The sequence below is a fragment of the Leptolyngbya sp. PL-A3 genome (assembly GCF_039962325.1).
In the GTDB taxonomy this organism is placed as follows: domain Bacteria; phylum Cyanobacteriota; class Cyanobacteriia; order Elainellales; family Elainellaceae; genus Vacuolonema.
The window spans coordinates 15,510-29,867 of record NZ_JAMPLB010000047.1 but is presented as its reverse complement, the minus strand read 5'-3'; the positions used below and the strand labels follow the sequence as shown (position 1 = coordinate 29,867).

Sequence of the window (14,358 nt, the reverse complement as noted above, 5' to 3'; positions counted from 1 at the left end):
TATCCTTGATCGCAAACGTGCCATGGTATCATCCAATCCCTCCATCGCGAATATTTTACTGGTGGATGATACGCCAGATAACTTACGACTGTTGGCAAAAATACTCGAATCCCATGATTACCTCGTACGCAAATCATTGAGCGGCAAAATGGCTCTACAAGCCATCTTCCGAGATCCACCTGATCTGATCTTGCTGGATATTAATATGCCGGAGATGAGCGGTTATGAGGTCTGCCAACAGTTGAGGGCTTCGGCTACAACTCAGCATATCCCCATCATATTTATCAGCGCCCTTGATCATGTAAGTGATAAAGTTTACGCCTTTGAGGTGGGTGGGCAAGACTATATTACCAAACCCTTCCATGAGATGGAGGTGCTCGCTCGCATTAAAAATCAGCTTCTCATCCGGCAACAGCAAAAAGAAATTTTGGAACAACAAGCGCTGGTTATTCAGAAGAACGAAAAACTGCACCAGGAGATTGAAGAGCGTCAGCGCGTTGAAGCAGAAGTCCGGCGACTGAACGCTGACCTGGAGCAACGAGTTGAAGCCCGTACCCGAGAATTACAACAGGCTCTAAACCTGAAACTAGCCTTGCAACGCATCTCTGATCAGGTGCGAGATTCCCTTGATCAAAACCAGATTCTACAAACTGCGGTTGAGACCCTGGCCCAGGTGCTCAATGTGCATTGCTGTGATGCTGCCCTCTACAGTGCTGATCATGCAACCTCTACTATTCGGTATCAGTGGCTTCAGCCTGGGCTAGCAGTAACCCAGGGTCAAACCCTGTACATGGCCGATTTCCCAGAGTTATATGAGCAGTTACAAGAGCGGCTCTGCTTCGCGTTCTGCCAAATTCAACCCACCGCTATTCGTCATCACTCAGCCATTCTGGCCTGCCCTATTTTTGACCATCAGGTAGACCAATCAGGGATTCTAGGCGATCTCTGGTTGTTCCGGGAGGTTTACGCCAGCTTCAGTGCGATGGAAGTCCATTTAGTGCAGCAGGCCGCTAATCAATGCGCGATCGCCCTCCGTCAGGCCAGACTCTACGAGGCCGCCCAATCGCAGGTACGAGAATTGGAGCGATTGAATCAGCTTAAGGATGACTTTTTGAGTACGATTTCCCATGAGTTGCGATCGCCCGTTGCCAGCATGAAAATGGTTCTGAAATTGCTGATGAACCTGACCGATCAGGGACAGAATTTCGTCGACATGATGGAACACTCCATGGAGCATCGGCAAAAGGCTGTGCAATACTTGACGGTTTTGCAGGAGGAGTGCGATCGTGAGCTCGCCCTGGTGGAAGATTTATTACACCTTCAGCATATTGAAGCTGGAACCTACGACAATCAGCCCACCCCAGTTTTCCTTCAGGATTTTATCCCCTATCTGCTCGAACCCTTTGAGGCGCGTGCCCACAATCAGCAGCAACGCCTGAATGTAACCATCGCCCCAGATCTTCCAACCCTCAATCTCGATCCATTGAGCCTAACGCGCGTAGTGACTGAACTGCTCAGTAATGCTTGTAAGTACACCCCGGCCGGAGGGACGATCTCTGTCATGGCCAGAGCTTCTGCCCAAAATGAAGGAACAGAGCCGATCAAGCTGCGTCTCTCCGTCACCAACACGGGGGTTGAGATTATGCCCACTGAACTCCCCCGCATTTTTGACAAGTTCTACCGCATTCCCAATAACGACCCCTGGAAGCATGGCGGTACAGGCTTAGGCTTAACCCTGGTGAAAAAGCTTGTTGAGCAGATGCAAGGCCATATCCAGGTCGAAAGTAACCCTGATCAAACCCGTTTTACCGTTCTACTTGCTATGGATCAGGGCTAATGAGAGCCGTAGAGGCAGGGCTTCGTCTCGCCTTCTACACACTGTGGGGCGTGAATTGTTGTGTGGTGAAGCCGGAAAATCCATGGAGGAAGCTCAATCTAGGCCCAGTGCTTTGCGCGTTCCACTGCTTTCTGCCAGGTGGCAAAGTTGGCGATCGCCTCTTCACCTCCCTCCCCCGGCTCAAATACCCGGTCTACAACCTGCTTGCCCTGCAACCCATCCCTCGATGGCCAGAAACCGCTGGCTATTCCTGCGGCAAAGGCTACGCCCTGCACCGTAGTATCTTGCATCCTGGGTCGCTCTACCGGAATGCCCAACACATCCGCCTGAAGCTGCATCAAGAAATTATTCTGGCAGGCTCCTCCATCCACCTTTAAGCGCTCAATAGGAGCTGCCCCAGAACTGTTGATGGCCTCAACGACCTCCTTCACCTGGTAGGCGACCGCCTCCAGCACCGCTCGCACCATGTGAGGCCGCTGCACACCTCCGGTGATCCCTAAAAACGCCCCCCGAGCATCCATATCCCAATGGGGCGTACCCAGGCCACTCAGAGCCGGAACGAAATAGACACCTCCATTATCAGAGACTTGTTGGGCTAATGCATCTGTTTCATCCGCTGTGCGAATTAGCCCCAGTCCATCCCGCAACCACTGAATGCAGGCTCCAGTGGTGAACATGCTACCCTCCAGGGCATAGCCAGCCGTAGTTTCGCCCTCGGCACTTGACTGGCTCCAGGCGATGGTGGCAATCAACTGGTGAGGCGATCGCACAATCTGGTTCCCTGTATGAGCGACGAGAAAGCTACCGGTACCGTAGGTGCATTTGACCAGGCCGGGGCGATCGCACCCATGCCCAAACAACGAGGCTTGCTGATCACCCAAAATTGCCATGATTGGAATTTCAGCTCCGGCCACCTGGGGATCGGTGGCACCAAAGTATCCCAGGCTGGGTTGAATAGTGGGTAAGAGGTGGGCTGGAATATTGAATAGTGATAACAACCGTTCGTCCCATTGGCGGGTTGTCAGGTTGTATAACATCGTGCGGCTCGCATTACTGTCATCCGTTGCATGCACGTTGCGTCCAGTGAGATTCCACAGGATCCAGGTATCGATCGTGCCGGCTAAAACCTGATCTAGCGCAACGTTTTCTGCCTGAACAGTGTGTTCTAAGAGCCATGCCAATTTGGTCGCTGAAAAATACGCATCAATGACCAAACCCGTTCGCTCAAAAATCTCGGCTCCATACCCCTCGTTTTGTAGTTTTTGGCAAAGGGAGGCTGTACGGCGATCCTGCCATACAATGGCACGATGCAGAGGTTGGCCTGTAGTTTTATCCCACAGCAAACAGGTTTCGCGCTGCACCGTCAGACCCATAGCTGCGATCTCAGACGGTTGGATCCCCGCTTGTTGAATGGCAGACTGCATGACAGTACAGGTCGCCTGCCAGATTTCCATAGGGTCATGCTCCAGCCAACCCGGTTGAGGGTAATACTGGGTTAACTCCTGGTAAGCCTGACTGACAACTTGCCCCGCCGCATTAAATACAAACGCCCGGTTACCGGTTGTGCCTAAATCTAAAGCGAGAATGTATTGAGGAGAAACGGCCATAATCCCATTGCCAAATCCAATCCTACTCTACAATGCAAAAGGCTTATCATTCGTGTACAAAACAGACTCTAGAGCGAGAACAATTCTTCAGCGCTGGAGGGATGGATGCCGATGGTTGCATCTAAGTCCTGTTTCGTAGCACCGAGGCGGAGGGAAACGGCGAGGCTTTGCACAATTTCCACGGCACCTTCACCGACCATGTGGATTCCGAGAATGCGATCGCCATCCTCCCGGTTCACGACCACTTTCATAAAAGTTCTCTCCTCCAGACCGGTGATGGCGTAGAGCAGGGGGCGAAAGTGCTTGCGGTAGCAGGCGATCGCCTCCCCATACCGATCGCGGGCCTGTGCCTCAGATAACCCCACCGTCGCGGCTTCTGGATGCGACGATAACGACATTGGAATTAAATCCAGACGAACAGGTTTAGCGTGATTGCCGAACTCGCTATCAGCAAAGATACGCCCCTGGACGATCGCACTGGGGGTCAGGGGCATTCGTCCGGTGCAATCACCAATCGCAAAAATGTGTGGGCAGTGGGTGCGACTAAACTCATCAACCTGAACCATGCCGGAAGCTAGCTTTACCCCTACATTTTCGAGTTGTAGCCCATCGGTATCTGGCATGCGACCCGTATCTGCAAGAACGGATGCAGCAATGAGGGGTGCAGAATGACCGACCAGACTAAGCGCGAAACCTTCGCTAATGGGTTCAATTTTCTCGACCACCCGCTGCGTTAATAATTGGACACCATGTTGCTGCATACGGTCTTGAATGACATAAATCAATTCTTCGTCTAGAAGCGGAAGAATGCGATCTTCTAGAATAATTTGCGTTACCTGAGAGCCAAGGGCATTGAGACTGCCGCAAATCTTCACACCGATGGGATCACCTCCCATCACGGCAACGCTTTTTGGTTGCTCTTTCAAGTAATAGAGTTCATGCCAGGTGATAGTATGCTCAATACCGGGAATTGCGGGCTTACAGGGCTTTGCGCCCACAGCAATGAGAATTTTGTCAGCGGTAACGGGCTGATCATTAATTATTACTGTATGCTCATCTGCGAAGTAGGCCTGACCCCGCAGCAAGGTTACTCCAGCATCTTCTAAATGCTTCTGGTGTAAGGCATTCAAGAAGTCAATGTGCTGTTCTTCCGCTTCCACGAACTCTGGCCAGTGGAACTGCCGCTGGTCTTCTCCCCATCCGTAATGGATGGCCACGTGATTGAGCCGTCGAAAGCTCGCCGCATGATCCAGCAGCTTCTCGGGGATGCAGCCATAGTTGACACAGGCTCCTCCGGGCTTGAAGCGTTCTGCGATCGCTACCTTTACCCCGTAAGATGCCGCCCGTTGCGCTGCCGCTAATCCACCAGAGCCGGCTCCAATCACCAGAAGCTCATAATCACAGTTCATAGTTCTTAAGTTCCTATATTATGAAAATTTCCTCCATGCGCTTTCTATACATTCTTGGTTTTGGGCCTGTTTAAAGATCATTTTTTCATGTGCTTCGCGCGTGAAAAAATGATCTTTAAACAGGCTCTAATATGGTTGCGAGGCGTGAAACCATTGGTTTGATGCCTCGCAACCATATCTTTTTAAGCAAGATCGCTTCCCAGAACAGGCTCAGGAGAATTTTGAGAATACTGCACTAGAAATACACTGTAGAGAATGGCAAAGATCAGGTCGATAATGCCAGGTGTAAAGTACAACGGGTGGATGTTCCCGGCAAACGTGTGATAAGCCAAAACGACAAATACAAAGGTTTGCACACAAACACCAAATTTGATAATGCCGAGATTCCTTACCACATCACTGCTTACCCAACTGTAGGCAATTCCAATGAAAAATACAACTCCATAAAACAATTGAGAGTATTCTGTATTGACCAGCGGTGGTGCATGGAGAATGTAACGCAACCAGGCATCTCCAATAAACAGGGCTGCACCTTCAGCAGCGGTAATGACAGACTTTGCTAGGAAAACAGATTTCCAGAATGCCAAATCATTCATGACGACTTCTCTCAATGAGGTTTTATAAAGGTTCGCTGTGGAGACAGGCTCATCACTTACAGAACGTATTTCCTTACCGCCCAACCCCTTCTCATTCAGGAAAAAGTATTATTCTAGAGTGAGCTTTAAAGCTGGCTGGAAGGGTATTTTTTGTATGCTTTGTGCAATCAAAAACAACATTTAAAGCAGACCCTAGAATTGGTAAGAACTCTCAAACTCCTATTCCATGTTGGAACAGGAGTTGAGAGTGAGCATCTTACATTTGTCAGTCCAGGAACGGCATGATTAAGAACCTTCCCGAATTCCTTGGGTTAGGGCAAAGATGGCGGCCAGACTGACCAGTGCTCCCCACTTCAGCATTGGGTTCTTATCGACCCAATCTAAAACACTGGGAGCCACAAGGTGGCTGTAATCACCATCAATGCGGTTGTGCTTTGGATCTGACACAGACTCGTATAAATTGTTGGGGTCATCCTCAGACTTGGGCCTGCGCGAGTCCTGCATGGGAAAACCAATCTGAAGTAGGATAGTGTCCATTAAAGCCGGAGAAATCCGCTGGATCAAATCCACTGCGCGGCCTGCATCCCCCACGATGAAATCGCGAGTGGGATGGGTTGCCGTATATAGCACCGCATCAGCCACTAAGCGAGGGTCATAGTAAGGTGGTGGGCCAGCGGGCTGCACCCCTAAGCGAGTCAAACCATTGTTCCAGAAGGGCGTATTGATAACGGCTGGACGAATGCTGGTGACGCTAACGGGAGCCTTTTCGTGTTTCAACTCAACCCGCAGCGCCTCCAGGAAGCCTTCAATGCCATGCTTGGAGGCTCCATAGGCGCTCTGCAAGGGCAACGCTCGTGTCCCTTCCACGGAAGAAATATGAATTAAAGCTCCGCCCCCTTGCTTCAGGTGAGGAAGAGCTGCCATAGCTCCGTAGGCTTGTCCCAGCAAACTCACTTCAACAATACGCTTAAATTCGTCGGGGGTTGTTTGCTCAAAGGGAGCGAACACTGCCGTTGCCGGGGTATGTACCCAGGTGTCTATCCGCCCATAAACATCAATGGCTTTATCCGCGATCGCCTTAACCTGATTGAAATCAGCGACCTCAGCCACGATTGGAGTTGCCTCACCGGGAAGGCTGCGCATTTCATCCATTAGGGATGCTAGCTTTGTTTCAGACCGTCCTGAAACAACAACCTTCGCTCCTTGTTCGGCAAACTGAAGGGCGGTTGCTCGACCAATGCCACTGGTTGCACCAACGACGACGGCAACCTGATCCTGAATTGGCTTCAGTTGCATGAATATTACTCCTGTCTTGATGTCCGGAGAATAACGTCAGCTTGTTAGCGATAACGTCTGTCATATGAAAGATCTAGGCAAGCCAGGATCCATCTCCTAGGGATTGAGCAGAAACAGCTACAGCTCTATCTTTCATCTTGCTAAACTCGTGCTCTGCAGCAAAATGTGTAACTTCTATTTTCAATACTCTGGACAGTTTTTCTGAAACCCTTGATTTTGCGTGCGCGAAGCGCACGCAAAATCAAGGGTTTCAGAAAAACTGTCCGAACTAATGTATTTTCTTCTGTTGCTGAGTAGATATATGAATATGAAATGGAAAACTATAGTTTCCTATTCCAGGTTTATAGCGGTTTGCGCTTGAATCAGCCACTCTTGTTTTTGTGAGAGCCGCGCTCCGCGCGGCTCTCACAAAAACAACCAGATTTTAAGCGCTTAAAAAGCGCTGTATGTACCTATGCGGCAACGCCTGTTCTTTTTGTAAGACAACAAAAAGATAGGAGTTTCAAGTTTTGGGTTTGTGCAGATATAAGCTGTAAGCTCTTCACTAAACAAAGCCGTTCTACTATTTGGCTTGGTGAGGGAAATTATGGGAAATTAGGTATGGTTTTAGGAGCCTCTTGGAGAGTTCGGGGCGATCGCCCTTAATTTCCTTATATAAAAATCTATAAGTTTCTTGAGAGTAAAACTAGATTTACGATTCTTTTTGCCATTTGGTTGTGATGGTGAGTTACCCAGCTCAATTCCATATAAAATTCCGAAAATCTGTCTCACCTGCAAATTGAGCGACAAAGATTTTTAGGATTTTATGTTTAATGACATCCACTTATTTTATAAATAGATTCTGGGGCTAGTAAAAGACGTGAAAGTAAATATTTCTGTCTGAAGCTAGATGTGATTTGGAGAAGATCACGATAACTCGTTTCGAAACTTCCATCATCGCGCGGCTATATTTGTACTTATAGAACAAGCGTTTGATAGAGAGTCCGGAGGGTTTATGAAGGATTGATTTTGTCTTCATGATAAAGACAAGATCGATCCTTCATAAACCTCCTGAACTCATGCTATATAATAATATTTGTATAACAATCCTCTTTCTAAAATCTGTATTTTGTGTGTTCCATTCCAAGTCCCTACATTTTGATCGTAGACGACTCAGCTGACAATTTGTTTTTGCTGCAAACCCTTTTGCAGGCAGAGGGATATAACATTGAAGTGGCTGACAGCGGTCATTCGGCTCTAGAAAAAGTTGAAAATTCGCCACCTGCTCTAATCCTCATGGATGTTATGATGCCGGACATGAGTGGGTATGAAGTGACCCAACAAATTCGACAGAACCAGGCATTATCATCTATTCCTATTCTGCTAGTGACAGCCTATTCTGAAACAGATGCAAGGCAAGGGTTATCATTGGGAGCTAATGATTTTATTCGTAAACCCATTGACTTTGATCAGCTATTGAGCCGTATCGAAGCTTTTCTAAAGCCATCCTAATCATTCGAACATATTCCTCTCCAATCTGGTGAGGTAGGAGAGATGGATACAGGAAAAAGTTCTGCATCCATCTCTCCTACCTCGCTATAGTGGGTGCATCCCACTTTTGCAGATTTGGAAACCCACTTTTGTAAGTGAGGCGGGCTTAGCCCGCCTCACTTACAAAAGTGGGATGCACCCGCTATAGTTCTTGCAAAATCTCTTAAAATAACCTCAGTTCGGGATAAGTTGAAGTGCCCATTTTGGTGTGCGCTTTGCGCGGCACTCGAAAATACCCTTAACCCGAACTCAGGCTAAAATAATTGGTTTGTCCTGCTACAAGTGCAAGAGAAATCAATTTCCTTCAGACAGGTATATAGAAATTAGGACTTAAGTATTTTTGTTATGGGGGATGTGTCTCACACACCATCCATAACAAAAATACTCCAGACATGGCAGGCTTGTATAAGCCCGGAATATGTGAAAAGAGTTTGAAGGGATTAATTCCTATACCCTTGTTTATGTTTGAAGGGAGGGTACTTCTTACTCCCTTTTCAAAACATGGGTGATTTTTTCTTTTAGTGGGTAGGTAGTTCCACGCTCAAGACTGAGCTGTACCTATTCTGCTGCTTTACGATGGCAAAATTGGTGTTTTGAGTTGCGATGCTGGATCAGAGGAGTTGTAGTCTTGAATAAGATGTGAGGGTAGATATGTTTATTTGGGCAAAATGCCAGAATAGGGAATGAGTCAGAACAAAGCCCGCCTCCAGACTCAAATATTTCATGATTAGTACCCGTCAAAACAATGTTAGTTATGCCGTTGCGATAGCCCTGGGAGCGATCGCCTTTCTCCTCACCTTTACCGGAGGCTGGAAATCTCTCCTATCCGTAAGTGGGTTTATCCCTCATGGGCACTGCTACTTGTGGAGGCCGGGTCTGGTATGGATGCACGTCATTTCAGATTCGCTGATTGCAATCGCCTATGTGGCGATCTCTGCAACTCTGGCTTACTTGGTATATAAAACTCGCCGAGAAATCCCCTTCCACTGGATGTTTCTGGCTTTTGGCTCATTTATTGTGGCCTGCGCCAGCACCCACTTTATGGATGTGTGGACGCTGTGGCACCCAACCTACTGGTTGTCAGGGGCACTGAAAGTAGTGACAGCGATCGCCTCTGTAACAACGGCGGTCATCCTGCCGATGCTGGTGCCTCAGGCCTTAGCCCTGGTCGAGGCCGCTAAGCTATCGGAGGAGCGGCGATCGCATTTAGAAACCGCTAATCTCAAACTAGAAGCTTTCAACGAACGTCTGAAAGAACTAGACGTTCTAAAAACTCAGTTTTTTACCAACGTCAGCCATGAATTGCGCACACCCCTGGCTCTTATTCTGGGGCCACTGGAAACCTTACTCAGCCGTTCCGACCTACCCTCGGAGCAACGCCAGTCGTTAGATATTGTGGAGCGTAATGCGCGCCTTCTTCTCAAGCAAGTCAACGATTTGCTGGATGTGTCTAAACTAGAAGCCAACAAAATGGCGGTAACTTATGTTCCCGTTGACTTGGCTCATCTGGTACGCCTGACGGCTGCCAACTTTGATGGGATAGCTCAGGAGAAGCAAATTACCTTTATTGTTGATGTTCCCGAGTCGCTTCCATTGCAGCTTGATGCGGCCAAAACCCAGCGGATATGTTTGAATCTGCTTTCCAATGCCTTCAAATTTACCCCCCAGGGTGGCACTATTCGTTGTCGCTTACGGGTGCAGTCTGTGGAGGCTGACAACTCCGAGCCACTTCCACGGGCAGTCCTGTCAGTTCAGGATAGCGGTTGTGGGGTTCCCGTGGAGTTGAGAGAAACTATTTTTGAGCGGTTTAGCCAGGGGGAAGGCGGCACAACACGGCGGTTCGGTGGCACCGGCCTCGGTCTCGCCATTACCCGTGAGTTTGTCACGTTGCAGGGTGGCACGATTACGGTTGGGGATGCACCCGATGGCGGCGCACAGTTCACTGTAGAACTTCCCATTCATGCTCTTTCCGGAGAAGAAACAACATCTCCTTACGTTGTTTCTAGCTCTGATGATATTGCCAATCTCATTGTTGAAGAGCTTCGCACGATTAATCCCGCTGGTCAATCTGGCCCCGTACAACCTGAAGGTAAACCTCTGGTACTGGTGGTCGAAGACAATCCCGAAATGAATCAGTTCATCACCTCAACTCTAGCTTCTGATTACCGCACCGCTACTGCCTCCAATGGAAAGGACGGGTTGGAGCAGGCGATCGCCCTTCAGCCTGACCTGATTCTGAGTGATGTCATGATGCCCTACCTGAGCGGCGATCAATTTATCCACCAGCTTCGCACGTACCCAGAGCTGGACACCATTCCCGTTGTTATGTTGACGGCAAAATCGGATGTGGATTTGCGGATTGAGTTACTGCGCTGGGGGGCACAGGATTACTTAATGAAACCCTTTTCCGTAGAAGAGTTGCGAGTTCGCATTGGCAATTTAATTGCTATTAATCGAGTGCGCGATCGGCTGCAACGCGAATTAGCAAGCCAGAGCCATGATTTGGAAGCCCTGGTCGAAGAGGTTAGCCAGCGACGACAAGAGTTGCAAATCGCTGTTAATACCCTCCAGGTGCAAACTCAAAAGTTGGAGCAGGCTAACCGCCTGAAGGAAGAGTTTTTAGGTCTGGTTTCTCACGAATTACGGACTCCTCTTAATTCCATTCTGGGCTGGTCGCAAGCGCTACGAAGTCGTAAGTTTGATGCCACGGTCACAGAACGCGCTTTAGAAACAATTGAGCGCAATGCTCGCCTGCAAACCCAGCTCATCGATAATTTGCTTGATATTTCTCGTCTGCTACGGGGAGAAATCGCTCTAAATTGTAGTCCGGTGAGTTTGCCAGTGGTGCTAACTCAAGTGCTAGAAACCATACAGCCAGTAGCAGCAAGTAAGTCTATTCATCTGGAAAGCCAAATTCCTGACGCGATCGCCCCTATTCCTGGCGATCCTGACCGATTACGGGAGGTGTTTGAACACCTATTAGCCAATGCCGTCAAATTTACGCCTCAAGACGGGTCTGTCAAAGTTGCTTTGAAGCAGAATAGTAGTAACATCTGCCTGCAAATTAGCGATACCGGATTGGGCATCAGGCCGGAGGCACTACCTTATATTTTTGAATGCTTCCGTCAGGCTGATGCTTCTAATACCAGGTCACACGGGGGCCTGGGCTTAGGTCTGGCGATCGCCCGCCAACTGGTTGAGCTACACGGCGGCAGCATTCAGGCCGAAAGCCCAGGAGAAGGCAAGGGCGCAATCTTTACAGTGACCTTGCCTACCCATTCATAACCTCTGAAGAAGCTCAAGATCGGGGCACTGTTACAGAATTATGGGGTGTGAAACCCAGCATGAAAGGCTATTCATGTACACCTTAAGGGATACTGCTTATTTTTTCTAGTAGACCTGGCCCCTCCCTTTAGAAGGAGGGCAAAGGATGTTACATTAACGACAATGAGCACATCCCTTCCCTGTTGAAAATTTGCTCTCACGGTAAAATGAACACTCCGTATCCCCCCCCAAGCATCGAAATGGATCGGATTTTGGTTGTTGATGATATCCCTGATAACACCTTCTTCCTGCAAACTCTTTTGGAGTCAGAGGGATATCAGGTAGATGTAGTTGATAGCGGTCCGGCAGCTTTAGAAAAAATCGCCGCTGAGCCTCCCGATCTGGTTTTGTTGGATGTGATGATGCCTGACATGAACGGCTATGAGGTCACTCAGCAGATTCGTGCAAATCCGAATCTCCCCTTTATTCCTATTGTGCTGGTAACCGGACACGACCAGCCTACAGCCGCTGACGGCTTTAATGTAGGAGCTGATGGATTTATTCGGAAGCCTGTAGACATCACTCAATTACTCAACCAGGTTCGTGCCATTCTCCCCCCTAGTAGCTAGTTCTTGTACGACAAAATTTATATTTTGCACATTGCATAAAAATTCAGAGCCTCTATTTTGGGCATTAGGCGAAAACAGAGGCTCTGAATTTTGATGTAATAACAAATAAGGTTAAATGCACACAACAAAAAGCAATGTGACGCTTTGCGTCACATTGCTTTTTGTTGTGTGCATTTAACACGACATGATATAGGCTTTAAGGGTTTTAGCCTGTGCTGGGCAATACTCTATATAAATAAAAATTCTTCGATTAGAGCCCATGGGCCTCCCTCGTAAGACCATAACAGAAGCCCTTCACCACATCCCGTAAACGGCTGCCAGGTCTGGTTTAACTGGTTGTATAGCGATCGCGCCACTGCCGCATCAACTTTATTCTGCACAGTAATGTGAGGTCGATAGGATTGTTGATCTTGTCGCGTTAACCAGTCTTGCCACACAGCGGCGAGGCGTTTGTGAACGTGCAACAAGTCTGGAGCTTCCACCTGAATCGCAACACCTTTACCCAGAAAGCGTACCGTTGGAAACGAGAGAGATAAAGGTGCTGTTTCTGCGCAAACTTCACGCAGGGTTGAGCAAACAGCTTCAAGGTGTTGACCCGGAAGGGCATGAAATAGTGTAACGTGGGCCGGTAAAAAATTCCGCTCCGACGGAAAGTGCTGCTGCCGCATGGTGTTGAATACCTCAAAGGCGGGTGTATCCAGTTTGAGGGTTAGAATCAGAGGCCGTGGATCGTTTGCCATACCATTTCTTTCACAGATGGTGAAGATCTCTCATGCAACGACTGGGTTCATCATCCGTGTTTAAGGCGCAGCCTGGGGTTCAATTTGATAGCGTTGGCGAGTTGCGATCGCCAATACCAAGACAATGAAGGTCAAGACCCCTGCTAAATATAACGGATGTGAATAGGTCGCTGGATTCGATTGACGAATTAGTAACCCGGCAATAACAGGACCAAAGGCGTTAGAAATCCCAAGATAAGACGAATTTAGACCCAATGCAAATCCCTGTTCCTCTGGTTTTGCGTTTAACGAAATCAACGCGTTGATCATCGGTTGTACCAGGGAATTAAATAGGGAAAATACAACACTAACCACAACAAAATAAACAACGTTGGGCCAAACTGGCATCAAAATAAAGAAAACACTACGAATGGCTAAACCTAAGAATAGAATTGAAACTAAGCTAAAACGCTTGGTTAATATTGTTACCCCCCAGGCCTGCATCAAAACTCCTAAAACACCAAATGTAAAGAACATTAACGTTAGTTCTTTGTTTGTCTGGTTTAATACCTGAATGAAATAGGGCTGAAATGCAAAGGTAAAGATCGTGAAGGTTGTACCAATTAGAAAATTGAGAATCAACAAAATCCCGATTCGTGGCAACGTTAACCCCCGAATGAGTGAAGCCAAACCTAAGTCAAACAGATTACCGGCTTGAGTTCGTGTTGGTAAGCTTTCGGGAAGAAAGAACAGGGTGATTACGAAGGCGACGGCTGCGATCGCCCCTGACACCAGAAACGCCGCTCCCAGAGAGATTTGCTGCGCCAACAAGCTAATGGCAGGCCCCAACACAAACCCCAGCCCAAAGGCTGCGCCATTGATGCCAAATCCTCGTGCCCGTGTTGCCGGGGTCGTCACATCAGAAATTACAGCCTGGGCAACAGAGGCATTTCCACCTGTGATGCCATCTAAAAATCGCGCTAGAAATAGAATCCAGGCAGCAGAGGCGAATCCGGCAATCAGGTTGGCAATTACAGTGCCGAATAGGCAAATCATCAACAACGGCTTCCGCCCAAACCGATCGGATAATCTGCCAATAATAGGAGTCGCAAAAAATTGAGCGATGGAGTAAGCTGCGAAAAGCAGGCTGGTCTGTAGCTCATTGAGGCCAAATTGCTTACCGTACAAGTAAATGACGGGAATCAGAATGGTGAGGCTCAGAGAGTTGATCAGCGAAATGAGAGCAATAATCCAAAAATTGCGATTCATGAAGGCGAGGACAGCATTATCAAAATAGGACAATACAGTACGATTGCTTATTCAGGCTACTGCCCAAAGTATTTATTCATGAGTTTCCATCGTTCACACTCTGCTAGACATATTTTTTTCGTGCGCGTCGCGCACGAAAAAAATATGTCTAAAACGAGCTTAGGATCGTGTATTTATTAACCTGTAATTCTTGTTGTGAGAG

At 48.2% G+C, this 14,358-nt stretch carries 10 protein-coding genes; 4 read left to right on the top strand and 6 right to left on the bottom strand.

Annotated features, from left to right (window positions below):
• The first annotated feature begins 22 nt into the window (after positions 1 to 22).
• Positions 23 to 1,837 (top strand): response regulator, encoded by a 1,815-nt coding sequence (locus tag NDI52_RS25425; protein WP_190772799.1) that lies wholly within the window; start codon positions 23 to 25, stop codon positions 1,835 to 1,837.
• A gap of 98 nt (positions 1,838 to 1,935) precedes the next feature.
• On the opposite strand, the gene glpK is transcribed toward NDI52_RS25425, so the two are convergent.
• The 4 genes from glpK to NDI52_RS25405 form a co-directional block, all read right to left on the bottom strand.
• Complete coding sequence (glpK, locus tag NDI52_RS25420) at positions 1,936 to 3,444, bottom strand: glycerol kinase GlpK (protein ID WP_190772798.1); 1,509 nt, start codon at positions 3,442 to 3,444, stop codon at positions 1,936 to 1,938.
• 68 nt (positions 3,445 to 3,512) lie between these two features.
• Positions 3,513 to 4,853: an FAD-dependent oxidoreductase gene (locus NDI52_RS25415; protein ID WP_190772797.1), complete on the bottom strand. Its 1,341-nt coding sequence runs from the start codon at positions 4,851 to 4,853 to the stop codon at positions 3,513 to 3,515.
• A 182-nt stretch (positions 4,854 to 5,035) separates the two neighbouring features.
• Positions 5,036 to 5,449 carry a hypothetical protein gene (locus NDI52_RS25410; protein ID WP_190772796.1) on the bottom strand — a complete coding sequence of 138 codons (414 nt, stop codon included), beginning with the start codon at positions 5,447 to 5,449 and terminating at the stop codon, positions 5,036 to 5,038.
• 285 nt (positions 5,450 to 5,734) lie between these two features.
• Complete coding sequence (locus NDI52_RS25405) at positions 5,735 to 6,745, bottom strand: SDR family oxidoreductase (RefSeq protein ID WP_190772795.1); 1,011 nt, start codon at positions 6,743 to 6,745, stop codon at positions 5,735 to 5,737.
• A gap of 1,137 nt (positions 6,746 to 7,882) precedes the next feature.
• Here NDI52_RS25405 and NDI52_RS25400 point away from each other — a divergent pair.
• The 3 genes from NDI52_RS25400 to NDI52_RS25390 all read left to right on the top strand — a co-directional run bounded on the left by NDI52_RS25400 (position 7,883) and on the right by NDI52_RS25390 (position 12,168).
• Positions 7,883 to 8,236 (top strand): response regulator, encoded by a 354-nt coding sequence (locus NDI52_RS25400; protein ID WP_242045929.1) that lies wholly within the window; start codon positions 7,883 to 7,885, stop codon positions 8,234 to 8,236.
• A gap of 762 nt (positions 8,237 to 8,998) precedes the next feature.
• Positions 8,999 to 11,560, top strand: a complete 2,562-nt coding sequence (locus NDI52_RS25395; protein ID WP_190772793.1) for an ATP-binding protein — start codon at positions 8,999 to 9,001, stop codon at positions 11,558 to 11,560.
• 239 nt (positions 11,561 to 11,799) lie between these two features.
• A complete protein-coding gene (locus tag NDI52_RS25390) occupies positions 11,800 to 12,168 on the top strand; it encodes a response regulator (RefSeq protein ID WP_199308056.1) in 369 nt (122 codons plus the stop codon).
• 227 nt (positions 12,169 to 12,395) lie between these two features.
• On the opposite strand, the gene NDI52_RS25385 is transcribed toward NDI52_RS25390, so the two are convergent.
• Positions 12,396 to 12,908, bottom strand: a complete 513-nt coding sequence (locus NDI52_RS25385) for a 2'-5' RNA ligase family protein (RefSeq protein WP_190772791.1) — start codon at positions 12,906 to 12,908, stop codon at positions 12,396 to 12,398.
• A 60-nt stretch (positions 12,909 to 12,968) separates the two neighbouring features.
• Positions 12,969 to 14,189 (bottom strand): MFS transporter, encoded by a 1,221-nt coding sequence (locus NDI52_RS25380; protein WP_348256548.1) that lies wholly within the window; start codon positions 14,187 to 14,189, stop codon positions 12,969 to 12,971.
• Between the last annotated feature and the right edge of the window lie 169 nt (positions 14,190 to 14,358).